18 protein-coding genes are annotated in these 23,377 nt (G+C 70.5%); 11 read left to right on the forward strand and 7 right to left on the reverse strand.

Going from position 1 to position 23,377, the window contains the following annotated elements; all coding sequences use genetic code 11:
- The first annotated feature begins 104 nt into the window (after window positions 1-104).
- Window positions 105-581, forward strand: a complete 477-nt coding sequence (locus tag ABZV06_RS10830) for a hypothetical protein (protein WP_355620404.1) — start codon at window positions 105-107, stop codon at window positions 579-581.
- A gap of 78 nt (window positions 582-659) precedes the next feature.
- Here ABZV06_RS10830 and ABZV06_RS10835 read toward each other — a convergent pair whose 3' ends face one another.
- Together ABZV06_RS10835 and ABZV06_RS10840 are read right to left on the reverse strand one after the other, a co-directional pair.
- Window positions 660-2,201 (reverse strand): SulP family inorganic anion transporter, encoded by a 1,542-nt coding sequence (locus ABZV06_RS10835; protein ID WP_355620407.1) that lies wholly within the window; start codon window positions 2,199-2,201, stop codon window positions 660-662.
- Between the two features lie 106 nt (window positions 2,202-2,307).
- Window positions 2,308-3,435, reverse strand: coding sequence for a cellulose binding domain-containing protein (locus ABZV06_RS10840; RefSeq protein ID WP_355232826.1), 1,128 nt, complete (start codon window positions 3,433-3,435; stop codon window positions 2,308-2,310).
- 372 nt (window positions 3,436-3,807) lie between these two features.
- Here ABZV06_RS10840 and ABZV06_RS10845 point away from each other — a divergent pair, with 372 nt between their 5' ends.
- From ABZV06_RS10845 to ctaD, 3 genes are all read left to right on the forward strand, one after another.
- Window positions 3,808-7,380: a LamG domain-containing protein gene (locus ABZV06_RS10845; RefSeq protein ID WP_355620410.1), complete on the forward strand. Its 3,573-nt coding sequence runs from the start codon at window positions 3,808-3,810 to the stop codon at window positions 7,378-7,380.
- 321 nt (window positions 7,381-7,701) lie between these two features.
- Window positions 7,702-8,808, forward strand: coding sequence for an FAD-dependent monooxygenase (locus ABZV06_RS10850; RefSeq protein WP_355232829.1), 1,107 nt, complete (start codon window positions 7,702-7,704; stop codon window positions 8,806-8,808).
- A 131-nt stretch (window positions 8,809-8,939) separates the two neighbouring features.
- Entirely contained in the window at window positions 8,940-10,697 is a 1,758-nt protein-coding gene (ctaD, locus tag ABZV06_RS10855; protein ID WP_355232830.1) for a cytochrome c oxidase subunit I, read from the forward strand.
- A gap of 559 nt (window positions 10,698-11,256) precedes the next feature.
- On the opposite strand, the gene ABZV06_RS10860 is transcribed toward ctaD, so the two are convergent.
- The 5 genes from ABZV06_RS10860 to ABZV06_RS10880 form a co-directional block, all read right to left on the reverse strand.
- Window positions 11,257-12,504, reverse strand: coding sequence for an MFS transporter (locus tag ABZV06_RS10860; protein ID WP_355620413.1), 1,248 nt, complete (start codon window positions 12,502-12,504; stop codon window positions 11,257-11,259).
- Window positions 12,505-12,544: 40 nt separating this feature from the next.
- A complete protein-coding gene (locus ABZV06_RS10865; RefSeq protein ID WP_355232832.1) occupies window positions 12,545-13,126 on the reverse strand; it encodes an isochorismatase family protein in 582 nt (193 codons plus the stop codon).
- 72 nt (window positions 13,127-13,198) lie between these two features.
- On the reverse strand, window positions 13,199-13,627 hold the full coding sequence (locus ABZV06_RS10870; protein WP_355232833.1) for an IPT/TIG domain-containing protein: 429 nt from the start codon (window positions 13,625-13,627) through the stop codon (window positions 13,199-13,201).
- A gap of 112 nt (window positions 13,628-13,739) precedes the next feature.
- Window positions 13,740-15,026, reverse strand: a complete 1,287-nt coding sequence (locus ABZV06_RS10875; RefSeq protein WP_355232834.1) for a nicotinate phosphoribosyltransferase — start codon at window positions 15,024-15,026, stop codon at window positions 13,740-13,742.
- A 16-nt stretch (window positions 15,027-15,042) separates the two neighbouring features.
- Complete coding sequence (locus ABZV06_RS10880; protein ID WP_355232835.1) at window positions 15,043-17,721, reverse strand: LuxR C-terminal-related transcriptional regulator; 2,679 nt, start codon at window positions 17,719-17,721, stop codon at window positions 15,043-15,045.
- 197 nt (window positions 17,722-17,918) lie between these two features.
- Here ABZV06_RS10880 and ABZV06_RS10885 point away from each other — a divergent pair, with 197 nt between their 5' ends.
- From ABZV06_RS10885 to ABZV06_RS10915, 7 genes are all read left to right on the forward strand, one after another.
- On the forward strand, window positions 17,919-19,466 hold the full coding sequence (locus ABZV06_RS10885) for a hypothetical protein (RefSeq protein ID WP_355232836.1): 1,548 nt from the start codon (window positions 17,919-17,921) through the stop codon (window positions 19,464-19,466).
- Window positions 19,467-19,613: 147 nt separating this feature from the next.
- Window positions 19,614-19,904 carry an ATP-dependent Clp protease adapter ClpS gene (gene clpS, locus ABZV06_RS10890; protein WP_234581506.1) on the forward strand — a complete coding sequence of 97 codons (291 nt, stop codon included), beginning with the start codon at window positions 19,614-19,616 and terminating at the stop codon, window positions 19,902-19,904.
- A gap of 2 nt (window positions 19,905-19,906) precedes the next feature.
- On the forward strand, window positions 19,907-20,407 hold the full coding sequence (locus ABZV06_RS10895) for a DUF2017 domain-containing protein (protein WP_355233076.1): 501 nt from the start codon (window positions 19,907-19,909) through the stop codon (window positions 20,405-20,407).
- Window positions 20,408-20,453: 46 nt separating this feature from the next.
- Window positions 20,454-20,942, forward strand: coding sequence for a M67 family metallopeptidase (locus tag ABZV06_RS10900; protein WP_354855130.1), 489 nt, complete (start codon window positions 20,454-20,456; stop codon window positions 20,940-20,942).
- Window positions 20,943-21,008: 66 nt separating this feature from the next.
- Window positions 21,009-21,404 (forward strand): MoaD/ThiS family protein, encoded by a 396-nt coding sequence (locus tag ABZV06_RS10905; protein WP_355620416.1) that lies wholly within the window; start codon window positions 21,009-21,011, stop codon window positions 21,402-21,404.
- Between the two features lie 11 nt (window positions 21,405-21,415).
- Window positions 21,416-22,381, forward strand: coding sequence for a pyridoxal-phosphate dependent enzyme (locus ABZV06_RS10910; protein ID WP_355232839.1), 966 nt, complete (start codon window positions 21,416-21,418; stop codon window positions 22,379-22,381).
- 225 nt (window positions 22,382-22,606) lie between these two features.
- Window positions 22,607-23,350, forward strand: a complete 744-nt coding sequence (locus ABZV06_RS10915; protein ID WP_355232840.1) for an MBL fold metallo-hydrolase — start codon at window positions 22,607-22,609, stop codon at window positions 23,348-23,350.
- Window positions 23,351-23,377 lie beyond the last annotated feature (27 nt).

The following is a 23,377-nucleotide window of genomic DNA, read 5'->3' on the forward strand; positions in this document are numbered from 1 at the left end:
TCTGCGAGGATGCCCCGACGTCAAGGATCCCGAGTGGATCTCGGCAGGGTGGAGGATCTCCCGGGGCCGGCGGATGAACGGGGTGGTGCGTGGAGATCACTGGAGTGGACACGCCCGTCGTGGTGCCGTTCGACGCGCGGCCGGCCGTGGCCGCGTTCGTCGACCTCATGCGGCGACTGTGGCCGTCCGCCCTCGTCGGCTTCGACGACGGCGAGGGGACGACGACTACCGACCTAGCCGACGCCACCAGCTTTCCGGCGCACGGAGAGCTGACGTTCGCGCGCGACGGGTCGATGGACGAGCATTGGCAGGAGTGCGGATACGCCCCCATGTCGGACGGCCCCGGGCCAGTCGCACTCTTCTACGAGATTCATCGGAGTCTGGTGGTGCAGGTGAATGTCGCAGGCGAGGGCGGCCCGGACGATGGTCCGCTGTCGGGATGGACCGGTGTCGAACTGGCCCTGCCGGTGGCGACCACCCTCACGCTGGTTTCCCATGCCGCTCCGACCGAGGACACCTTCTGCGCCACGGTCCTCGCGCTCCTGCGCGAAGCCCTCGGCTACGGAGGCGGCCTCCGCTGACCCGCTCTGGCTCTGGCTCTGGTTGATCGACTCGACTTCATGAAAGTCGGGGTGTCCCCGGCGCGAAATGCCCCGACCTCACGGAATCGGAGTGGATCGAGGCGGCGGCAACTCGTGCCGAACCATCTCCTGGGTCGGGCACCGAACGAGGCGTTTGCCGGTGCCGAGCCCGTCGGTGCCCGCGCGATGGAACCACGAGCCGTGCACCTCGCTGACCTGGACGGTGCCACCGGCCCGCGTGTAGGACGCCTGCCAGTCGCGGATGGTCTCGTAGGCGCCGTGGTCGAGGTAGTCCAGGTGTAGTTCGAGTTCGACCTGCTGCCCCGGGGGCAGTGCGGCGAGTCGGCGGGTGAGCCGTCCGGAGGCGACGAACGCGAGTGTTCCGGTGATCGACACGAGCCAGGTGCCGGACTTCGGCTCGGTGACCTGGATGTCACACCGAGCCAGCCGTCGCACCATGAGGAGCGCCGCCGTCGCCATGCCCAGTCCGACCCCGATGAGCAGGTCGGTCGCGGCCACGCCGACCGCGGTGACCACGTAGATGGGCAGCTCCCGGTGCCGGGCGTACGTGCGGATCTGGGCGAGGCTCACCAGCCGCAGGCCGACCACCACGAGGACGGCGGCGAGCGCGGCCATCGGGATCATCTCCAGCAGTACCGAGCCGGCCATCACGAATCCGGCGATCCAGAGTCCGTGCAGGATGGTCGAGGCGCGGGTGCGTGCTCCGGCCGCGACGTTGGCCGAGCTGCGCACGATGACGCCGGTGACCGGGAGGCCGCCGAGCGTCCCGGATACGGCGTTCGCGGCACCCTGCGCAATGAGTTCCCGATCGAGGTTCGCCCGTGGGCCGTGGTGCATCCGGTCGACGGCCACCGCCGAGAGCAGAGATTCGACGCTCGCCACCAGGGCGATGGTGACGACTGCCGGGACGACCTCCCACAGCGGTGAGTCGGGCCAGCGGGCGAAGGTGAGCGCGCCCAACGGGTCGGCGGGCAGATCCACCCGCTCCACGTCGGCGCCCACGGCCGTCGCGACCACGGTGGCGACCACCACCGCCACCAGGGTCGCCGGCAGCAGGGTGGTCTTGACCAGACGTGACCAGAGCAGCAACAGCGTCATGGTCAGAGCACCGAGCAGCACGGACACGCTGTGGTAGTCGGCGACCTGGCCGGGTAGGTCACGCAGGTTCGCCCACGCGGAGCTCTGGGGCTCGCCGCCGAGCGCGACGTGCACCTGGCTCAGCGCGATGACCAGGCCGATGCCGGCCAGCATCCCGTGTACGACAGTTGGCGACAGGGCGAGCGCGGCCCGCCCGAGGCGGGTGATGCCCAGCAGGATCTGCAGCAGCCCGGCGACGGTCACGATCGCGGCGGTGCCGGCGAAGCCGAACTCGGCGATGGTGCCCGCGACGATCACGGTGAGCCCGGCGGCCGGCCCGCTGACCTGGAGCGGCGCGCCGCTGAGCGCGCCGGCGACCATCCCGCCCACGACGGCGGCGACCAGCCCGGCCAGCAGGGGCGCTCCGGAGGCGGCGGCGATGCCCAGGGACAACGGGATCGCGATCAGGAAGACGACGATCGACGAGGGGACATCGTGCCGAAATGACGCTATAGCCGACATCTTCCGGAAGGTACTGAGATAATATTAATGCATAGTTAAGCGTGATTCTTTCACTCCGGCAGGGGCGTGACCGTCCAGGTCACGCCCCCGCCGTCGGGGTGTCGGATCAGCTACGCGAGCAGGTACTCCCGTTGAGCGAGAAGCTGCTCGGGGACGAGTACGACCCGTTCAGCGTCCCCTGGTAGCCAAAGCTGGCCGTACCGCCGGGGGCGAGGGACCCGTTGTGGCTCACGTTCCGGGCGGTTACCGCGGACCCGCTCTGGCTCACCGTGGCGTTCCAGGCGTTGGTGACCGTCTGCCCGCTGGGCAGGCTGTAGCTGAGCGTCCAGCCGTTGATCGCGCTGGATCCGGTATTGGTGATCTGCACGTCGGCGGTGAAGCCGTTGTTCCACGAGTTGGCCGTGTACTTCACCGCGCAGCCCGAGTTGCCGCCCGGCGGCGGGGTGGTCGGCGGCGGGTTGGTGGGGTTGCCCCCGCCGCCGTTGACGTTGGCCGAGAACGAGGTCACCGCGAGACCGACGCCACCCTGCCACGGCTCGAAGCCGGCCTGGATGCTGGTCAGATACCAGGAGTTCGTGATCGCGCCCCGGTTGCGGGTGTCGTTGATGAAGTCCATGACGCTGAAGTTCAGGCTGGAGATCGCCGACGACGCGACGTACGAGATGACGTTGTTGGAGCCGTTGCTGCCCCGCCAGACCTCCCAGGTCCGGCCGGCCAGGTTGGTCGTGCCGACCACCGAGCCGATGGGCTGGATCGGACCCTGCCGGTTGAGCCAGATCATGATCTCCATCTGGTTCACCCCGTCGCGCTTGGGCGACGGGTCCAGCCAGATGTCGTACGCCGCGTCGTAGGTGGCGCCGCCGACGTACCGGTAGGAGATGCTGCTGGTAGCGCTGCTGATCTGGCTCACCTGGATCGGCAGGTTCGTGCCGGGGGAGCAGTTGGTGTAGTGACAACCGAGGAAGATCGACGGGTACGCCGTGGGCGCGCCGTTGGTGGGGCTGCTGCCGTTCTGCGTGGTGATCTCGAAGCCGTTGCTGGTGACGTTGAGACACTGCTGGGCGGTGGTGCCCCAGCGGTTGTTCTGCACGACGTAGCGACCCTGGATGACTGTCGAGCCGTACTGTTCGCAGATCTGTGTGTCGGCGGAGGCGCTGCCGCCGACGGCGACGGCGACGATCGTGCCGGCGGCCAGCAGGCCAGCGGCCACGATGGACCTTAAGGGACGGCGCATGATGCTCCTTGACTCCGAAGGCGGGTCTCAGGGTGGTGGGGTGGTGTGCGGGAGCGCTCCCACGCTCAACTTACATTGACATGAATCGAAGCCCTCCGCAACGGCGGCGTTCACGTCGAGCGCGCGCGCATGCCGGGTGAGGGGGTGCCGAACTGACCGCCACAGGTTGTCCGGTCCCTGCCGAACCGTGCCCCGGCGCAGCGCTGAACGGCTGATTGTTGGCCTGCCCGCGCCTCTATGCGTTCCGCTGATCACCAACGGACACGGGGGAGTGCTGCGATGGCGAGACAATGGACGCTGCCCAGATTCGGGTGGGCAGGAATTCGGCCACGGCGGATACGCGGTGAAGTGGCAGGTATCGCCGTCGTGGCGATGACCGCCGCGACCGGCGTGGTGGCCATCGGCGGCCCGGCGCCAGCACCCGCTCACGCCGCACCAGCCTGTGCGGCGACGAAGACGTCCGAGGAGGACGCGGTCAAGACCGCGATGGCCTGCGGTCGACCGGTCGCGGTCGATGCCTCACGCTCGGAGTACACCCAGGTCGTGGCGCAGCCGGATGGCCGGCTGCGGCTGGAGACGGCGGTGGAACCGCAGCGCACCCGCCGTGCCGACGGCCGGTGGGCCGAGGTGGATCTACGGCTGGGCAAGGCGGGTGACGGCCTGCTGCGACCGGCCGCGTCAGTGGCGGACGTGGCCTTCTCCGGCGGTGGCAGCACACCACTCGTGACTCTGCGGCGGGCTGGCCGCACGATGACGCTCTCCTGGCCCGGCCGCCTGCCCGCGCCGGTGGTGACCGGCGACTCCGCAACCTATTCGGGCGTGTTGCCGGACGTCGACCTCGTCGTCCGCGCCACCCACACCGGCTTCACGCACGTGTTGGTGCTGAAGACCCCGGAGGCCGCTTCCAATCCGGCCGTACGAGCCATCGCGCTGAAATCCGGAGGGGACGCGGAGATCTCCCTGCTGGACAACGGCTCGCTGCGCGCTTCCGTCGGAACCACTCCGATCGCATCCGCGGAACGGGCCGTGATGTGGGACTCGTCGCGCCCGGCCCGCACGACGTCCACCGCGCAGGAGTCAGCGCTGCTGAAGTCCGATGCGGTGGCAGCCGGGGACGGTGCTCGTACCGCGCCAGTGGTGGTTCGGATGGACGGCCGCGGGCTGACGCTCGTGCCGGACGCCGATCTGCTCCGCTCCGCGACCTACCCCGTCTATGTCGACCCGACATGGTCGGTGGGGAAGTCGAAGTGGGCCTACGCGACGAGTGACGGCTGCACCAATACCGACTACGGGGTGGCACGGGTCGGGTACAGCCCCGACGGACCGTGTGTCGGGTCGCGGTTCCGCTCGTTCTTCGAGTTCCCCACGACCAACGGCGTGGTGTCCCTGAAGGGCAAGCACATCGAGTCGGCCTACGTGCAGATGAGCCTGTACCACTCGTGGTCGTGCGGGAACACCTGGACCCACATGTACCTCACTCCGGTGATCAACGCGACGATGAAGGCGTCGTTCTCGTCCATGAAGCTCAAGACCTGGCTGGACTCGGCCGAGGGGCACGCCAACAAGGGCAGCGGCTGTTCCGACTCGCCGCAACCCGACATGACCATGAACTTCACCGGTTCGATCGTCACCAGTCAGGTGCAGACCGCCGCGACGGGCAGTTGGAACAGCATCACCATCGGCTTCTGCGCCTGCAACCAGGACGGCGCCTGGGAGACCGCCCAGGACCGCTGGAAGAAGTTCCTGCCGAGCAAGGCGAAGCTCATCGTGGACTACGACTCCCGGCCGGGTACGCCGAGCAACCTCCAGCTCGCCGGGGTGGCCTGCCCGGCATCGGGCGTGATGACCACCGGCACCCTGACACCTACTTTCTCCGCCATCCACCCTGATGCCGACACCACGCAGGCGCTGGTCGGCACCTATGAATGGGTCGAGGTGCCCGCAGGGGGCGTCGGCACGCTCACGGACACCTACCCTGCCCGACTAACCCCTCCACCCAAGGTCTCCGCGCCGGCCAACGGTCGGGGAACCACGGCCGCGGTGAGCGCAGCCAAGAACAAGACGTTCGCGTTCCGGGTAGCCGTGCAGGATCCCTCGCCGTACTGGCAGTGGAGTCCGTGGTCGGCCTGGTGTCAGTTCAAGGTCGACACGACCGTGCCGCCGGTCACGGTCACGGTCGTCTCGGCGCCGACCGGACCGGGCCAGCCGGGAACCTTCAAGATCGAGTCCAGTGCCACCGACGTGACCACCTTCAAGTACGGCTGGACCGGGCCCACCACCACGATCGCGGCCAGTGGCACGCCGAAGAGCGCCACGATCACGCTCACCGCGCCGAAGTACGGCCGGAACGTTCTCTTTGTGTCCGCGGTCGACGCCACCTTCAACGAGGGTTATGGCAGCAGGGAGTTCCTCGTCGGACGGGCGAGTCCGGCTGTCGCCCGGTGGGGATTGGAGAGCTATCCAGGGCAGAATCAGTCGCAGGCGGTCGCGGACAGTCAACCGGCGCTCGGTGGTGACACACCGCTCACGCCCACCAACATCGGCTGGACTCGGGACGTCCGGCTGCTCGGCGGAGAGTCCGCCGGCTTCAACGGAACGTCGTCGTCCCTCATCGCGACGGCTGCTGCACTGAACACCGCGAAGAGCTTCTCCGTCGCCGCGTGGGTCCGGCTGACCGACAAGTCTGCGGACCGGACGGTCCTGACGAAGGACGCGGTCGGCAATGCCTCGCTGTACTTCCAGTACCAGAAGAGCACCGACAGATGGCTGGCCCAGATGCCCTCGGCCACGTCGGGGAGCTCAGTCACCTGGTGGAACGCCCGGTCCAGCTCAGTTCCGCAGGTCGGAGTCTGGACCCACCTCACGACGGCCTTCGACGCCGCAGAACACACTCTGACGCTCTTCGTCAACGGCAAGGCGGAGGCGACGGTTTCGGGCGTCACAGGTTTCAACGACGCCGCATGGCCCGTCCTGGTCGGCCGGTCGGGAAGCACGTGGTGGCAGGGCAACCTGGCCGATGTGCAGATCTTCGACCGGGTGGTGGTGAGCGGTGACTTCACCGGCCAGCTCGCCTCGGACGGCAACTCCGGTGGCGTCGACGAGCCGGGCATGTTGGCACCGGTCCTGGTCGGGCAGTGGAGCTTCGCAGGGGCCGCAGTGTGCTTCATCCAGGACCTCGCTGACGCGTGCGAAGCCCCGGACAGCACCGGCTTCAATCGCTACCTGGCTCTGCAACGAGGCGCTGACGTGGACGTCGCAGGCAACAGGGACAACGGCCTCGGCCTCGGCCTCGACGATTCGTTCTACCCGGAGCAGACCGGGTCGACCGAGGTCACGCGGGAGTGGGCCCGGTCGGCGTACAAGAGCGGGGTCACCGCGCCGGACTCGCAGGGCAACCAGTACACGGTCTGGCAGCAGACGCCGGTGGTCCGGACCGACCAGTCGTTCACGGTGTCGGCGTGGGTGAAGTTGGACCGGACCGACGTGACGCAGTTCGTGCTGTCCCAGGAAGCCACCGTCAACAACGGCTTCTACCTCTACTACCTGCCCGCCAACGGCGGCGAGTGGAAGTTCAAGATTCTGAAGGACGCCGCTACGCCCGACGGCGGTGCTGATCCCACCATCGCGGTCACGCCCGCTCTGGACGTGGACACGAGTTGGCACCATCTGGTCGGTGTGTCGGACGTCGGCCAGCGCCAGCTGAGGCTGTATGTCGACGGGGATCTGTATGTGGCTCCGGGCGGCCAGAAGCCGTCTGCTGTTCCGTTCAGCGCGGCCTGGCAGCCCTGGCAGGCGAACGGTCCACTGCGGGTGGGCAGTGGCTGGGGCAACTTCAACCCGATGTTCGGTCGGGTCGACGATGTCGCCACCTACCAGGGCGCCATGACGGACGCGCAGGTGTTGGCCCTGTACAACTCCCAGGTCGTCAAGGAGCCCGTGTCGTAGCAGTACCAGCCCGCGACTGCGGATGAGCACCTCGGGGTAGACGCCCAAGTGGCGGGTCGGACGGTCTCCGACCCGCCACTTGGCGGTTGCGCCCTGCCCCCGGGCATGGATCGAGGGCACTGAATAACGTCCGCGACAAACTGGTGAATTGTGAGGAATGCCACGCACCCGCCGAATGGGCGTCGACGGCCGGCCAGCTGAGCGACGCGGACGGCTGAGGAGCCGTCCGGGCGGGCCAATCAGGCTCTGGTGCGCACCGATCGCTCCGAGTAGCGTGTTGCCTCCAACGCGTGCCGTTCCCCTCCGGAGGCGTACACCACCATGCGTAGCTCCCCCCTGCGCATTCTCATCGTCGGCGCGGGCATCGCCGGCCTGGCCGTGGCCCGGGCCCTGCGCCTGGCGGGCTTCCGGCCGGACGTGACCGACAAGCTGCCGGTGGGGGAGTCGACAGAGGTCGGCCTCTACCTGCCCGGCAACGCCGCCCGCGCGCTGCACCGGCTGGACCTGCACGATCCGGTCCGCCCCCTCGGGCAGGTGATCCGCCGGCAGCGTTTCTTCGACGCCGCCGGGGCCCCGCTCTGCGAGGTCGACCTCGACGTGCTCTGGGCCGGCGTCGGTGAGTGCCGGGCGCTGCCCCGCAGCGACCTGCACCGGGTGCTGCTCAGCGGCGCCGGCGGCGCCGTCCGGCACGGCGCCGAGGTCCGCACGCTCGAGCTGCTCCCGGGCGCCGTCGGCGTCACCTTCACCGACGGCACCCACACCGAGTACGACCTGGTCATCGGTGCCGACGGACCGCGTTCGTCGGTCCGGACCCTGGCCGCGCTCGGCGGGCCGCCCCGCCCGACCGGGCACGTCGTCTACCGGGCCGTCCTCCGGGACGGGCCGACGGTCACCGACTGGACCGCCCTGCTCGGGCAGCGTTGCGGCCTGCTGCTCGTGCCCATCGGGGAGGGTCGACTGCACTGCTACGCCGACGAGGCGGGCAACGAGCCGCCCGCCGACCCCCTCGCCCGGCTGCGGGAACTCTTCGCCGACTACCGCGGTCCGGTGCCCGAGGTGCTGGAGACGCTCGACCAGGTGCACGTCGGGATCACCGACGAGGTCGAGCTGGGTCGCTGGCACCGGGGGCGGGTACTGCTGGTCGGCGACGCTGCGCACGCCACCGCGCCGACCCTGTCGCAGGGTGCGGCGATGGCTCTCGAGGACGCCGTGGTGCTGGCCGAATCGTTGCGCGCGGCCGGCAGCGTGGAGGCAGCGCTGATGGCGTACGAGAGTCGTCGTCGCCCGCGTACCCGATGGGTGGCCGACCGTACCCGGGACCGCGACCGGACCAGGGACGTGCCGCCGGCGCTGCGCGACCCGCTGCTGCGCGGACGCGGCGGACGGATCTTCGGGGAGCACTACCGGTTACTGGTCGGCCCGCTGTAGGCCCGTTGTAGATCGTGTCACGCCACCCCACGCGGCGCTGCGACCTGCCGGGGACTATCCTCCTTGCGGATGACGGCCCGCCGAATAACCAGCGTGAGCCGAGCGGGACAACCGAGAACCGGAGGCCACTCGTGACCACCGTCGCACCCAAGCCGGTCGTGACCCGGCCCTGGCCGGTCCGGGAGCCGGTCAAGGGGTCGGCCATCGCGCGGCTGCTGCGTACCACGGACGCGAAGCAGATCGGGATCATGTACATGGTCACCGCGTTCGCGTTCTTCCTGATCGGTGGCCTGATGGCCCTGGTCATGCGGGCTGAGCTGGCCCGACCCGGGCTGCAGTTCCTGTCGCCCGAGCAGTACAACCAGCTCTTCACGATGCACGGCACGATCATGCTGCTGTTCTTCGCGACGCCGATCGTGTTCGCCTTCGCGAACTACATCGTGCCGATCCAGATCGGCGCGCCCGACGTCTCCTTCCCCCGCCTGAACAGCTTCGCCTACTGGCTGTACCTGTTCGGCGGCACGATCGCGACCGCCGGCTTCCTCACTCCGGGCGGCGCGGCCGACTTCGGCTGGTTCGCGTACGCGCCGCTGAGCAGCGTCGAGCACTCGCCCGGCGTCGGCGCCAACATGTGGATCATGGGTCTGGCCATCTCCGGCCTGGGCACGATCCTCGGCGCGGTGAACATGATCACGACGGTGCTCACCCTGCGTGCGCCCGGTATGACCATGTTCCGGATGCCGATCTTCACGTGGAACATCCTGGTCACCAGCCTCCTGGTGATCCTGGTCTTCCCGCTGCTGGCCGCCGCCCTGTTCGCGCTGGCCGCGGACCGCATCCTCGGCGCCCACGTGTACGACCCGGCGACCGGTGGACCGATGCTCTGGCAGCACCTGTTCTGGTTCTTCGGGCACCCCGAGGTCTACATCGTCGCGCTGCCGTTCTTCGGCATCATCAGCGAGATCATCCCGGTCTTCTCCCGCAAGCCGATCTTCGGCTACAAGGGCCTGGTCGCCGCGACCGTCGCGATCGCCGCGCTCTCCATGAGCGTCTGGGCGCACCACATGTTCGCCACCGGTCAGGTCCTGCTGCCGTTCTTCAGCTTCCTGAGCTACCTGATCGCGGTGCCGACCGGCATGAAGTTCTTCAACTGGATCGGCACCATGTGGCGGGGCCAGATCAGCTTCGAGACGCCCATGCTCTGGGCGGTCGGCTTCCTGGTCACCTTCCTCTTCGGCGGTCTCACCGGTGTGCTGCTGGCCAGCCCGCCGCTCGACTTCCACGTGTCGGACTCGTACTTCGTGGTCGCGCACTTCCACTACGTGCTCTTCGGCACCATCGTGTTCGCCGTCTTCGCCGGCATCTACTTCTGGTTCCCGAAGATGTTCGGCCGGATGCTCGACGAGCGCCTGGGCAAGGTGCACTTCTGGCTCACCATGATCGGCTTCCACACCACCTTCCTGGTGCAGCACTGGCTGGGTGCCGAGGGCATGCCCCGCCGGTACGCCGACTACCTGCCCGGCGACGGCTTCACCACGCTGAACACGATCTCCACGATCGGCGCGTTCGTCACCGGTATCTCCACGCTGCCGTTCATCTACAACTGCTGGAAGTCGTACAAGACCGGCCCGGTGGTCGAGGTCAACGACCCCTGGGGTCACGGCAACTCGCTGGAGTGGGCGACCAGCAGCCCGCCGCCGCTGCGCAACTTCGACCGGATGCCGCGAATCCGCTCCGAGCGCCCGGCATTCGACATGAAGTTCCCGGAGTTGGCCGCCGGCCAGAGCGTGGCCGGCCCGCCGGAGGGTGGCGCGAAGCCGCTCACCAGCGAGTCGGACGGCGGCGCCACCTACACCGAGGACACCGCCAGCAACATCGACCGGCACTGACGCTCGACTGAGCCTGTACGACGGGCGCCGCCCCCGGAACACCGGGAGCGGCGCCCGTCGCGCTACCCCCACCCCGTGCCTACCCTGGCCCTGGGTGCCCTGCGCACCCATGCTCCGCGCACCCGTGCTCCGCGCACCCGTGCTCCGCGCACCCGTGCTCCGCGCACCCGTGCTCCGCGCACCCGTGCTCCGCGCACCCGTGCTCCGCGCGCACCCATGCTCCGCGCGCACCCATGCTCCGCGTCGATCTTGCACTTTCTGTCATCACCAAACGGGTCAAAGCTGGCGAATCGGCGACAGTTTGTGCAAGATCGGCGCGCGGAACGTGGGGCTTTCTGGCTCGTGGGTGTGCCCTGCCGGCAAGATCCACGCAACATCAGGGATGTTGCTGCCTCTCATGCCCGTGAAGCAGCAACATCAGGGAAGTTGTTCGGATCTTGGTGCTGGGTGTCGGGGTGTCGGGGTGTCGGGGTGTCGGGGTGGGACTGGCCACGGAGTCTCGTCGGCGGGCGGGCGGGCTGGCGAGCAGCCAACGCGCTCGGGGGTCTGATCCGCCTGGCTAGTGGCTGACGGGGGTGAGGTCGGCCTCGACCGGAGGTGGAGTGACCGCGTCGGCGTTGCGTCGGCGGCGCAGTTCGATGGGGAGCACGGCCAGGGTGACCAGAGCGCCGAGCGCCCCGGTCACCACGAAGCCCCACAGCGGGGCGCTGGCGTCGATCACTGCGCCGGCGAGTGGCGCGCCGACTGCGATGCCGACGGTGACGGCTGAGCCGTGCAGGCCCATCGCCTCACCGCGTACCTCGGGCGGGGCGAGCCGGCTGACGGCGTCGGCGGAGGCCGCGATGGTCGGCGCGCAGAGCGCACCGGCCGGGATCAGCGCGAGAGAGAGCAGCCACCAGTGTGCGCCGCCCAGCCCGACGGGGATGGTGCAGAGCGCGAGCGCTGCGGTGAGCGCCAGCGGCGACAGCGAGCGGTGCACGGCGCCGTAGGCGAAGCCGCCGACCAACGAGGCGATCGCCCAACAGGCCAGCACCACGCCGGTCCAGCCGACCTCGCCGCTGGCGCGCAGGACGGCGACCACCGCCACGTCGGTACCCCCGAGGACCAGGGTGGCGGCGGTGCTGACCGCCAGTACGGCGAGCAGGCGGGGCGTCAGCCACTCCCGGCGGGGCACCTGGCGTCGTGGGCCGACCGGCTCGGCCGCGCCACGGATCGGCGGGTTCAGGAACCACAGGGCGGTGCCTGCGGCGGCGATGCCGCCACCGACGAGATACATGGTGGTCTGCGCCGAGATGGCGGTGACCAGGGCCACCGCCAGCGCTGGGCCGATCATGAAGGACAGCTCGACGGACATGGAGTCCAACGCGTACGCCGGCCGCCGTTGATCTTCCGGGACCAGCGCGGCGATCGACTGGCGGACCACCGAGAAGATGGGCAGGGCCAACGAGCCGGCCACGAAGGCGGCCGGCAGCAGCAGTGGGTACGCCAACGACGGCGCGGTGGTCCAGAACACCGCCTCGGCGATCCCGGTGAGCACCAGCACGGGACGCAGGCCGCGTCGGTCGACCAGACGGCCGAGTAGTGGCCCGCCGATCGCCGCGCCCACCGTGATCGCGGCACCCACGAGGCCTGCCGCGCCGTAACTCCCGTCCAGGTCGAGCACCACGTGGAAGGTCAGCGTGACCCCGGTGGCCGTGAGCGGAATGCGGGCGAGGACGGCGACCAGCAGCAGTGACTGCAGGCCGGGCAGGGCGAGCGCTGTCCGGTAAGGCTTGATGTTCACGTTGGTCCGTACCTCCGGCGACATCCTCGACGGATGGCGGACCGTTGGCCAACCAATTACCGCCTCATGCGGCCCTGATCACAGGCTCACCGTGCAGGACCACCCCGGCGCCGTCCATCGCGCGCAGCGCCACGTCGGTGGTCTCCGGGGCGACCGCAGCGGTCAGCTCCAGCAGGACCGTAGTGGCGAAGCCCTCGCGGGCGGCGTCGAGCGCGGTGGCGCGGACGCAGTGGTCGGTGGCGATGCCGACCACGTCGACCCGGTCCACGTCGTGCCGCCGCAGCCAGTCGGCCAGGCACTCGCCGTCGTCGGCGTGCCCCTCGAAGCCGGAGTACGCCGCGGCGTGCTCGCCCTTGTGGAAGATCGCCTCGACCGGCCCGGTCTCCAGCTCCGGGTGGAATTCCGAGCCGCTCGTGCCGACCACGCAGTGCCGGGGCCACGACTCCACGAAGTCCGGCGGATCGCCGAAGTGCGCACCCGGGTCGACGTGGTAGTCCTTGGTGGCGACCACGTGTGTCCACCGGTCCGGCTCGCTGGCGAGCAGCCGGGAGATGCCCGAGGCCACCCCCGCCCCGCCGGCGACGGCCAACGAGCCGCCCTCGCAGAAGTCGTTCTGCACGTCCACGATGATCAGGGCAGTGCCCACCGGAGCGCTCCTTCGGGGGTCGGCTGCCGGGGCCTCAAACGAGCGCGGGCCCGGCCGGGTCGCCCGGCAAGCCTACGCGCCCGGACGGCTGGCGGGTGGCGGCTGGACGCTCGGTGCCGGCCCGGGGTTGGCGGGTGGCGGCTGGGCCTCTGGTTCGTCGGTGTCCGGCAGGTAGGTGTAGGACTTGCCGGAGCCGTTCGGTATCCCGGTGTCCACCCTCACCAGCACCACCCCGGCTGGATGCGGTGGTGTCAGCACGCTCACCGATCCGTCGGGGTTGTACTGCGGATCGGGCGCCCGTGTGTCGCCGAACGTCACGATCAGGTAGGTGCCGTTCCCGAAGTTTGCCCCCCGGATGAGGACCTGCTGCCCGCCCGACTCGGGGCCCTCCGAGGGGTCGATGCTCGTGACGACCGGCCAGGGAGGAACCTCTGCCGGGACCACTGGCCTGTGCGACTGCGCTGCCGCCGGCGTGCTCACCATCGTCAAGATTGGCAGCATCGCGATGAGTACGCGCCGCGTCGATGGCATGGTGGCCCGCCCTAACCTGTCGCTGGAAGCTCCGTTCTGCCTAACGACGGGATGCGCCCAAGGGCTCGATCGTGCTCCCGGTTCAGCCGGCGGGTACGACGGTGACCGGCACGGCGGGGTCACCGGCGGAGAGCTTCAGCCCCTCCCACGGGATGGAGATGAGGCACTCCCGCAGGTGCTCCCGGGACTCGTCGAGGGTGGGCAGGGCCACGGGCTCGCCATCGACCACGTACGAACGCTGAAGCGTCCGGTCGTTGGCCTGCCGGTCGGGCACGCCCTGGGGGACGATGATCTCTTCGGTGGCGGTGCCCGTGGGCTTGTGCCGGCGGACCGCCACCTTGCGCCCCCCGATGGTGGCCTTGTGCTCGGAGCGCTTCACCACCGGCCGGCCGTCCACCTCGACGAGCTTGTAGACCAGGCCCGCGGTGGGCGCTCCGGAGCCGGTGACCACCGCCGTACCCGCGCCGTACATGTCGACCGGCTCGGCGGCCAGGGCGGCGATCGAGTACTCGTCCAGGTCACCCGAGACGATGATCTTGGTTTCGGTGGCACCCAGGGAGTCGAGCAGTTCCCGGGACTGCTGCGCGATCACCGCCAGGTCGCCGGAGTCGATCCGGACCGCCCGCAACTCCGGTCCGGCCACCGCGATGGCGTTGCGGATGCCCTGCGAGATGTCGTACGTGTCGACCAGCAGCGTGGTGTCCCTGCCCAGCGTGGCGACCTGCGAGGCGAACGCCGCCCGCTCGTCGTCGTGCAGAAGGGTGAACGCGTGCGCCGCCGTGCCCGCCGTGGGGATGCCGTAGCGCTCGCCGGCGGCGAGGTTGGAGGTGAACCGGAAGCCGGCCAGGTACGCGGCTCGCGCCGCCGCCACGGCCGCCTCCTCGTGTGCCCGGCGCGACCCCATCTCGATCAGCGCACGACCTCGGGCGGCGGTGACCATCCGCGCTGCGGCGGCCGCCACCGCGCAGTCGTGGTTGAGGACGGACAGCGCGACCGTTTCCAGCACCACGCACTCGGCGAAACCGCCGGAGACCGTCAGGATCGGCGAACCGGGAAAGAACAGCTCACCCTCGGCGTACCCGTCGATGTCACCGGTGAAGCGGTAGTTGGTGAGCCAGGCCGCCGCCGCCTCGTCGACCACTCCGGTGCGGCGCAGGAAGTCGACCTCGGCCGGGTCGAACCGGAAGTCGCGCATCAGCTCGATCAGCCGGGCGGTGCCGGCGACGACGCCGTACCGCCGGCCAGTGGGCAGCCGACGGCTGAACACCTCGAAGACACAGCGGCGGTCGGCGGTGCCGTCCTTGAGTGCCGCGCTGACCATGGTCAGCTCGTAGTGGTCGGTCAGCAGCGCGGGGCGGAGGGTGCTCACCGCCCCAGCCTAAGGTTCAGCCCGAGTCGCCGCCGTCGTGGCCCGGGATCGATCGCAACGCGGCCCACAACTCGGTCCGGGCGGTCACGCCGAGCTTGGTGTAGATCCTTTGCAGGTGGTTCTCGACGGTGCGGGCGGAGAGGTACAGCCGCTCCGCGATGGCCTTGCTGGTCGCGCCGTGGGCGGCGAGGCGCGCCACCTGCCACTCGCGTTCGGTCAGCACCGGCGCTCCGGCCCGTAGCGCCGGTGTCCGGATCAGGTCGCACCGCCCGAGCAATCCGGCCAGCCGTTCGCGCGCCTCGCCGGCGGCCCCCGAGTGCTGCTGGCGCAGCCGGTGCAGGGCCTGGGCGGTGGCCTCGGCGGCGTACACGGTCAACTCCAGCGCGGCGTAGTCGTCGGCCACCGACAGCAGATCCGGGGCCGAGTCGGTCACCGCTGCCCGAGCGTGCCGCGCCAGCAGCGGGGGAAGCACGCCGTCCACCCGCTCGGACAGCTCGGCGAGGCGCTGCGCCACCGTACGCCGACCGCCGTCGGAGCAGGTGGGGCCGACCGGCGAGCCGGCCTGCTCCAACCGCACCAGGTCGTGCAGGACGTGCACCTCGTGCCCGGCGAAGCCGTCCGCGCGCAGACGGTCGGCCAGGTCGCTGAGCTGCTTGACCGCGCCCGGCAGGTCACCCGAGGCGGCCAGCACCGCCCCCCGGGCCTGTTCCAGCCACGGGTAGAGCACCGCCATGCCCGGCGCGTGGGTGCGGTCGGCCTCGGCCATCGCCTCGGTGGCCTGCGCCGCGTCGCCGCGCAGCGCCGCCGCCTGGGCCCGCTCGGCCTGGGCCAGGCCGGCGTAGACCCGGCTGGTGGCCAGCACCGCGCAGGCGCCCAACGAGGTACGCATCGCCGCGTCGCTCTGCCCGCGCAGCCGCGCGGCGTACGCCTGCAGGATCGCCAGGTATCCGGTGCCGAGCCGGAAGTCACCCGCGCCGGCGAGGTCGGCGAACTCGTCGGCCACGATCGCGTCGATCCCGACGAGGTCGCCGGTGAGCATGAGCCGGGTGCCACGGGCCAGCTCCAGGGCCAGTTGCAGGTACGGCATGTCGGTGCGCCAGCTGGCCGCGGCGGAGTGCACCTGGGCGATGGCCGCGCCGCTGCGCGTGAGCTGACCCTCGGCGGCCTGGACGTACGCGATGGTGCTGCGGGCCAGCTCGCGGGCGGCGATGCTGGCCGCGGGCCGATCGAGCACGGCCTGGCTGAGCCGCACGGCGGTGGCCGTGTCGAGCCGGTGCAGTCGCATGATCGCCTCGAAGGCGTGCGCCCGGGCCCGGTCGGCGGAGTCGCCGAGCTGCTCGACCCGGCTCGCGATCTCCTCCACCGTGGACTCTCGACTGAGCCCCCAGTAGCTGACCATGCCGCGGACGGTCAGCCACCGGCACAGGCGGTGCTCGTCGTCCGGCTCCAGGGTCACCGCGTCGAGGACGGTGAGTGCCTCCTCCGGGCGGTCGGCGAACATCAGGATGGTGGCCAGCAGCTCCGCCGCGTCCGGGCCGCCGTCGGCGTGCAGCGCGGCTCGGGCCAGCCGGGTCGCCAACGGTACGTCGTAACGGGTGAACGCCTGCATCGCGGCGTCCACGAGCAGGGCGGCGTCCTGTGCGGTGCCCGAGTCGAGTCGCCAGACCGCCACCCGCAGCAGGTCGTCGCGACGCCGTTTGCCGACCTGCTCCAACAGCTCGGCGAGGTGCGCCTGCAGACGTCGGGTGCGGCTGACCGGGCAGCGGCGGCGCATCACCTCGCCGTAGAGCGGGTGCGCCAGGCGTACGTTGGTCCGTCGGTCGTGCTGGACCACGCTGATCAGTCCGCGCTCCTCGGCGAACTCCACATCGGACTGCTCGGCGGCCTGGTTGAGCAGGTGCAGCCCGAGTGGCTCGCCGAAGGCGACCAGCTCGACGACCGTACGGACGCCGTCGGTGAGCTTCCCGACACGGGTGTCGATCAGGTCGGTGAGGCTGGGCGCCAGCTCCAGCCGCCCGGTCCACCTCCAGAGGCCGTAGGTGCGTTTCAGCTCCTCGCTGCCGTTGGCGGCGTGCACCAGCTCGCGCAGCAGCAGCGGGTTGCCGGCCGACAGGCGGCCGAGCCGGTCGGCGGAGTTGGCGTCCACGGGGCCGCCCAGGATCGCGGCCAGCAGGCCGGCGGTCTCCGACGGTGGCATCGGGGTCAGCTCGACGTGCTCGACCAGATCGTCGGTCCAGAGTGCGCGGATCGGCAGCGGGATCTGCTCGCCGTCGCGCAGGGTGCCCACGACGGTGGCGTTGTCGGCGCGGGCGACCAGGTGCACCAGCGCGGCGGAGGGCGGGTCGAGCAGGTGTGCGTCGTCGATGGCGAGCACGATCCGGCGGCCGGCGGCCTGCTGTTGCAGAACGCCCAAGGCCCAGCGCAGAATCCCGGCGGGGGAGAGGCCCTGTGGCTGCTCCGCGGGGAGGACCTGCACCAGCCCACCGAACGGCAGCGCCGCGGTGGTGGCGCTGGCCGCGATGGACCAGATGGCGTACCGATCGGTGGGCAGGGTGTTGACGCCCTCGCGTAACAACCGGCTCTTGCCGATGCCGGCGCTGCCGCTGAAGAAGAGCCCCCGGCCGGCCTCGCCGGTAACCGCCGCCAGCAGGCGGTTGAGTTCATCGGTGCGGCCGACGAACTTCCATCGACTCATCCGCGCAGCATATCCATCGAATTCCGTCCGCGCCCGTATCGTCACGCACCGAAGTTGAGTAGTCGCACAATTACCGGTGAGTATCTGCGGTATTCGTCCTGGTCGGCCGGCCCAAAGTACTCTTCGGGCATCCGGCTGATGTCACCGGAATTTCCATGCGACCGGCGCGCCGGTCGCCAGCCCCGGGAGGCCACCCGATGCAGCAGGGCCCTCTCCCCTCGCTCGACTCGTCCGGCGACATGGCCAGCTCAGCCGATCTGCCCAGCTGTGGCCCGCTGCCCACCGAGCTCGAAGTGCCCGGTCCCCGGGCGGACGAGCCGCTCGGCGTGGTCGCCGTCGGTCCCGCCGGCGCCGACCGGCGTGCCGTGCTCGCCACCCTCGTCGGCCTCGACCCGGTGATGCTCACCGTGCCGGCGGGCAGTTGGCTGGTGGTCCGGCACGCCAAGGTGCCGACGCGGGCGGCGTTCGTCCCCGGCTACCGCCAGCCGCACTCGTACGGCGCCGACCGGGACGCGGCCGGTCCGGCGTTGGCCCGCCCGCCACGGCGGGTCGAGCTGAGCGTGCCCGAGCCGCTGCTGCGTCACTTCACCCTGATCGACACGCCGGACACCGGCGCGCTCGGGGTGGCCGGCGTCCGGGTGCTACGCGACGCCGTCGGCCGGGCCGGCGCGCTGCTCTTCGTCATCGCGGCCGACCAGGCGTTCACCGCCCAGGAGCTGAACCTGCTCGCCGAGGTGGCCGCAGCCCCGGTGGAGGTCGTCTTCGCGGTGACGGCCGGCACGGCCGGTTGGGCTCCTCTGACCGACGGCGCGGCGACGGACGACACGGGGGCGTCCGTTGCGTCGGCGGCTGGTCGGGCCGGCGAGGTGGACCCGGTCGCGGTGACCGTCGAGGCGCACCGGGCGGCGCTGCTCGCGGCCGTCCCGTCCCTCGCCGGTGCGCGCTGGTTCCCTGTCGACGGTCCCGAGGCGGCCGCCGACCTGCGTCGGGCGCTGGTGGGTTGGTCGGCGACGGAGGGGTTGCAGCGGGCCAGCGCCGAGCCCCCGGTGTTCCCTGGCCAGCACGATCGCGTGACGGTGGCCGCCGACCCGGGAGACTGGTCCGAACGGCTCGACCGGCGGACCCGTTCGTGCTCCCAGCGGATTCGCCAGCACCTCGCCCTGGAACTGGCGAACATCCATCTGCGGGCCGTCCAGGAGATCGTCTTCGGGGTCGGCCGCGCCGGACTGCCGGATCTGCTCGACCGGGAGATGGCGGCACTGTCGCTGCTGGCCACCGCGCAGTGCGACCAGGCGGTGCGGGGCATCGTGTCCGACGCCACCGCCCAGGTCCTCGGCGGGGCACCAGCGGAGGGGGTTCGCCGTCGGATCGTCACCGCCGTGCAGTACGGCCTGGCCGACCATCGCGCGGGGCGGGACCTGGACCGGGTCCTGCTGGTCACCAGCACGGCGGGTGTCGCCGGGCTGACCGGCACCGAGGCGATCGACGCGCTCGCCGGCTATCCGACGGCGACCCGCGACGAGGTGCTTCCGCCGGTCGCGGTCGCGCTCTCCGGCGGGTGCTGGCAGCAGTGGCGCACCCCGGGAAACGACAACCACAGCGCGGCGCGGGCCTGGTCCCAGCGGGCGCTGCGCGAAGTCGAGTTGGAGCTCTCCCGCGAGATCTCCCGGCGCTTCGAGGTGATCCGCCTCTCGCTGCACGGGGTGCTGTCCGATGCGCTCGACCACGGCATTCTGCTCGCCTGACGCGTGACAGTCGTGTGGCTCGACCCCGCTCCGCGCTTCGCATCCGACGAGGTGCGAGGCAGCTTCGCGGCGGGCACGACGGGCGATCCGTATTCGTCCGGCGTTCCGGTTCTTCGGTTCCGGGAAACCGGTGGCACGATGGGGGGCATGGCGGCTCCACAGGTTGCACCGGTCGAGACGCCGGCCACTGACGAGGTGCCGGCGCCCGACCGGCAATGGGTGACGATCGTGTGGGACGACCCGGTCAACCTGATGACGTACGTGACCTGGGTCTTCCAGAAGCTGTTCGGCTACAGCCGGGAGAGGGCGGAACAGCTCATGCTGGACGTGCACCACAAGGGTCGCGCCGTCGTGTCCACGGGTGCCCGCGAGCGCATGGAGCACGACGCGTCGCAGTTGCACGCGTACGGCCTGTGGGCAACCGTGGATCGCTCGTGAGTATGTTCCGGCGGCAGGCGGGCCGCTACGTCGCCACCTTCGCCGTCGACGAGGTGCGGGTACTGCGCAAGGTCGCCAACGAGGTGGTCGGTCTGCTCACCGACGGGTTCGACCACACCGACCCGGTCGTCGACCGGCTGTTCCCGGCGGCGTACCCCGAGGACACGGCCAGCACCGCGGAGTTCCGCCGCTACACCGAGGGCGACCTGAAGACCGCGAAGATCGACCAGGCCGGGGCCATCCTGGCCGCGCTGCCCGACGAGGCCGGCGGTGAGGTGCGGCTGGACGCCGAGGCGGCCGAGGCGTGGCTGCGGGCGCTCAACGACGCGCGACTGGCAATGGGCGTCCGGTTGGAGATCAAGGACGGCACGGATCTGGGCGAGGAGCTGGACGACGCGGTGACCGAGGACCCGGGGTCCAGCCGGGTGTTCCAGCTGTCGGTCTACGCGTATCTCGGGTATCTCCAGGAGTCCCTGCTCAACGCCTTGATCGACGAGGCGTGACCCGGACCACTTCAGGGCCCGCGTCGTAGGCGTTAGGCTGGTGCACGTGCTGAGCATCGACCGGTCGATCATCGACGCGATCGTCGCCCACGCGCGCCGGGACCACCCCGACGAGGCGTGCGGCGTCGTCGCCGGTGCCGTCGGCAGCGACACCCCGACCCGGCACATTCCGATGGACAATGCCGCGCGCTCCATGACCTTTTACGAGTTCGACTCGATGGAGCACCTGCGGGTGTGGCGGGAGATGGACGACCGGGACGAGGAGCCCGTCGTCATCTACCACTCGCACACCGCGACCGAGGCGTACCCGTCCCGGACGGATGTCTCCTTCGCCGGTGAGCCGGGAGCGCACTACCTGCTCGTCTCGACCCGGGAGCCCGACTCGGAGGAGATCCGGTCGTTCCGGATCGTCGACGGCGTGGTGACCGAGGAGCCGGTCCAGATCGTGGAGGCCGGGGTCGACCCGCACGCCGTGCAGTCCTACATGTTCGGGCAGAGCCCGGCGACGGTCGACTACGAGTGTTCCGGCCGCTGACCCGTCAGCGTCCGCACCCGTTTCTTCCCGTCACCGTTGGCACACCCGATCAAGGAGCACGACATCATGGCCATCGAAGTTCGCATCCCCACCATCCTGCGTAGCTACACCGGCGGCACCAAGGTCGTCGAGGGCGCCGGCGACACGCTGGGCGACCTGCTCACCGACCTGGACTCCCGGCACGCCGGGCTGCGTGGCCGGCTGGTCACCGACGCCGGCGTGCTGCACCGCTTCGTGAACGTCTACGTCAACGACGAGGACGTCCGCTTCCTCGGCGCGCTCGACGCGAAGCTCTCCGACGGTGACAGCGTCACCATCCTGCCGGCCGTGGCCGGCGGCGCGTTCGGCTTCGCGGCGGCAGCCGCGATCAGCTCGCACAGCGCGGCGGCAGCCGCGATCAGCTCGCACAGCATCAGCCGGGACAGCGCGGCCGCGGCTCGCGACGCCGTCGCCGCCCGCTGAGGGAGGCCGCCATGGCGCGGTACGACAGCCTGCTCGACGCTTGTGGGGGTACGCCGCTCGTCGGTCTGCCCCGGCTCTCGCCGACGGTGCCCGACGGCGCTCCGCCGGTGCGGCTCTGGGCCAAGCTGGAGGACCGGAACCCGACCGGCAGCATCAAGGATCGCGCGGCGCTGTTCATGGTGCGCGCGGCGGAGGAGGCCGGCCGACTCCGGGCGGGTGACACCATCCTGGAGCCGACCAGCGGCAACACCGGTATCTCGTTGGCCATGGTGGCCAAGCTGCGCGGGTACCGGCTGGTCTGCGTGATGCCCGAGAACGTCTCCATCGAGCGGGTCCAGCTGCTTCGTATGTACGGGGCGGAAATCATCTTCTCGGAGGCGGCCGGCGGCTCCAACCAGGCCGTCGCGACGGCCAAGCAGATCGCCGCCGACCACCCGGACTGGGTGATGCTCTACCAGTACGGCAACGAGGCCAACGCGCGGGCGCACTACGAGACGACCGGCCCGGAGTTGCTGCACGACCTGCCCACCATCACGCACTTCGTGGCCGGGCTGGGCACCACCGGGACGTTGATGGGCACCGGACGCTACCTGCGCGAGAAGATCGAGGGCATCCAGGTCGTGGCGGCCGAGCCGCGCTACGGCGAGCTGGTCTACGGGCTGCGCAACATCGACGAGGGGTACGTGCCGGAGCTGTACGACGCCTCCGTCCTGTCTCGGCGTTTCTCGGTCGGCACCCGGGACGCGGTGCTGCGTACCCGTCAGCTCGTCGAGGTGGAGGGCATCTTCGCCGGGTTCTCCACGGGCGCGATCCTGCACGCCGCGCTCGCGGTGGCCCACGAGGCGGTCCGCGACGGCCGACGGGCCGACGTGGCGTTCGTGGTCTGCGACGGTGGCTGGAAATACCTGTCCACGGGCGCGTACGGCGGCACCCTCGCGGATGCCGAGGACGCGCTGGAGGGGCAGCTCTGGGCCTGATCGCGGGGTCTGTGGTGGACGGGCCGTCGGCGTACTCGTCGATGGCCCGTTCCCGCGCCCGGCTCGCTGTGAGCAGGTGTCACGTTCGTGACAACTTCCAACGGATGATTCTTGTCCTCGGGTAGCTCAGCGTAGGCTGCGCAGCGTGGCGTACGCGTCGGTAGAGATCATGGCCGGTACGACCGCCGGCAGGAATACTACTGACAGTGACAGTGAGAAAACCCGATGCGACTGACCGTCCTTGGGTGCGCCGGCAGTTTCCCCGGCCCCGAGTCACCGTGCTCCGCCTACCTCGTCGAGGCTGACGGCTTCCGTCTCCTGGTCGACTTCGGTTCGGGGTCGTTGTCCAGCCTCCAGCGTTACGTGGGGCTGCACGCCCCGGACGCGATCCTGCTGACCCACCTGCACTGTGACCACATCCTCGACGCCGTGACGTACGTGGTGGTCCGCCGGTACGCCCCCGAGGGCCCCTACCCGGCGCTGCCGGTGTACGCCCCGGCCGGCGCCCCGGACCGGCTCAGCGCCGCCTACGGCGACGACGGCACGGTGGACGACGTCTACCAGTTCTACGCGCTCCAGCCGGGCACGTTCCCGATCGGGCCGTTCACGGTGACCGTCGACCGGGTCAACCACCCCGTCGAGACGTACGGCGTGCGGTTGGAGCACGACGGCCGCTCGTTGTGCTACTCGTCGGACACCGCTCCCTGCGACGCGTTGCTGCGGCTGGCCCAGAGCGCCGACGTGTTCCTGTGCGAGGCCAGCTACCTCGACGGCGCGGACAATCCTCCGGATCTGCACCTGACCGGGCGGGAGGCGGGTGAGATGGCGACGAAGGCGGCGGTGGGTCGGCTGCTGCTCACCCACCTGGTCGCGGCCTGGGGCAGCGAGGCGCACACGCTGGAGTCGGCTGCCACCTCGTACACCGGACCGCTCGAGGTGGTCCGGGCGGGCGCCAGCTACGACATCTGACCGCGTCGCGGCCACCTGTGTCGTCGA

Origin of the sequence: Micromonospora sp. NPDC005172, from assembly GCF_040608555.1 — a bacterium.
Taxonomy (GTDB): Bacteria; Actinomycetota; Actinomycetes; order Mycobacteriales; family Micromonosporaceae; genus Micromonospora.

What these genes read in the sequence shown, in the direction of transcription:
- ABZV06_RS10835 (WP_355620407.1), bottom strand. Translation starts at nt 2,201, where the DNA reads ATGTCGGCTATAGCGTCATTTCGGCACGATGTCCCCTCGTCGATCGTC.
- ABZV06_RS10840 (WP_355232826.1), bottom strand. Translation starts at nt 3,435, where the DNA reads ATGCGCCGTCCCTTAAGGTCCATCGTGGCCGCTGGCCTGCTGGCCGCC.
- ABZV06_RS10845 (WP_355620410.1), top strand. Translation starts at nt 3,808, where the DNA reads ATGACCGCCGCGACCGGCGTGGTGGCCATCGGCGGCCCGGCGCCAGCA.
- ABZV06_RS10850 (WP_355232829.1), top strand. Translation starts at nt 7,702, where the DNA reads ATGCGTAGCTCCCCCCTGCGCATTCTCATCGTCGGCGCGGGCATCGCC.
- ABZV06_RS10860 (WP_355620413.1), bottom strand. Translation starts at nt 12,504, where the DNA reads ATGTCGCCGGAGGTACGGACCAACGTGAACATCAAGCCTTACCGGACA.
- ABZV06_RS10870 (WP_355232833.1), bottom strand. Translation starts at nt 13,627, where the DNA reads ATGCTGCCAATCTTGACGATGGTGAGCACGCCGGCGGCAGCGCAGTCG.
- ABZV06_RS10880 (WP_355232835.1), bottom strand. Translation starts at nt 17,721, where the DNA reads ATGAGTCGATGGAAGTTCGTCGGCCGCACCGATGAACTCAACCGCCTG.
- ABZV06_RS10885 (WP_355232836.1), top strand. Translation starts at nt 17,919, where the DNA reads ATGCAGCAGGGCCCTCTCCCCTCGCTCGACTCGTCCGGCGACATGGCC.
- clpS (WP_234581506.1), top strand. Translation starts at nt 19,614, where the DNA reads ATGGCGGCTCCACAGGTTGCACCGGTCGAGACGCCGGCCACTGACGAG.
- ABZV06_RS10895 (WP_355233076.1), top strand. Translation starts at nt 19,907, where the DNA reads ATGTTCCGGCGGCAGGCGGGCCGCTACGTCGCCACCTTCGCCGTCGAC.
- ABZV06_RS10905 (WP_355620416.1), top strand. Translation starts at nt 21,009, where the DNA reads ATGGCCATCGAAGTTCGCATCCCCACCATCCTGCGTAGCTACACCGGC.
- ABZV06_RS10910 (WP_355232839.1), top strand. Translation starts at nt 21,416, where the DNA reads ATGGCGCGGTACGACAGCCTGCTCGACGCTTGTGGGGGTACGCCGCTC.
- ABZV06_RS10915 (WP_355232840.1), top strand. Translation starts at nt 22,607, where the DNA reads ATGCGACTGACCGTCCTTGGGTGCGCCGGCAGTTTCCCCGGCCCCGAG.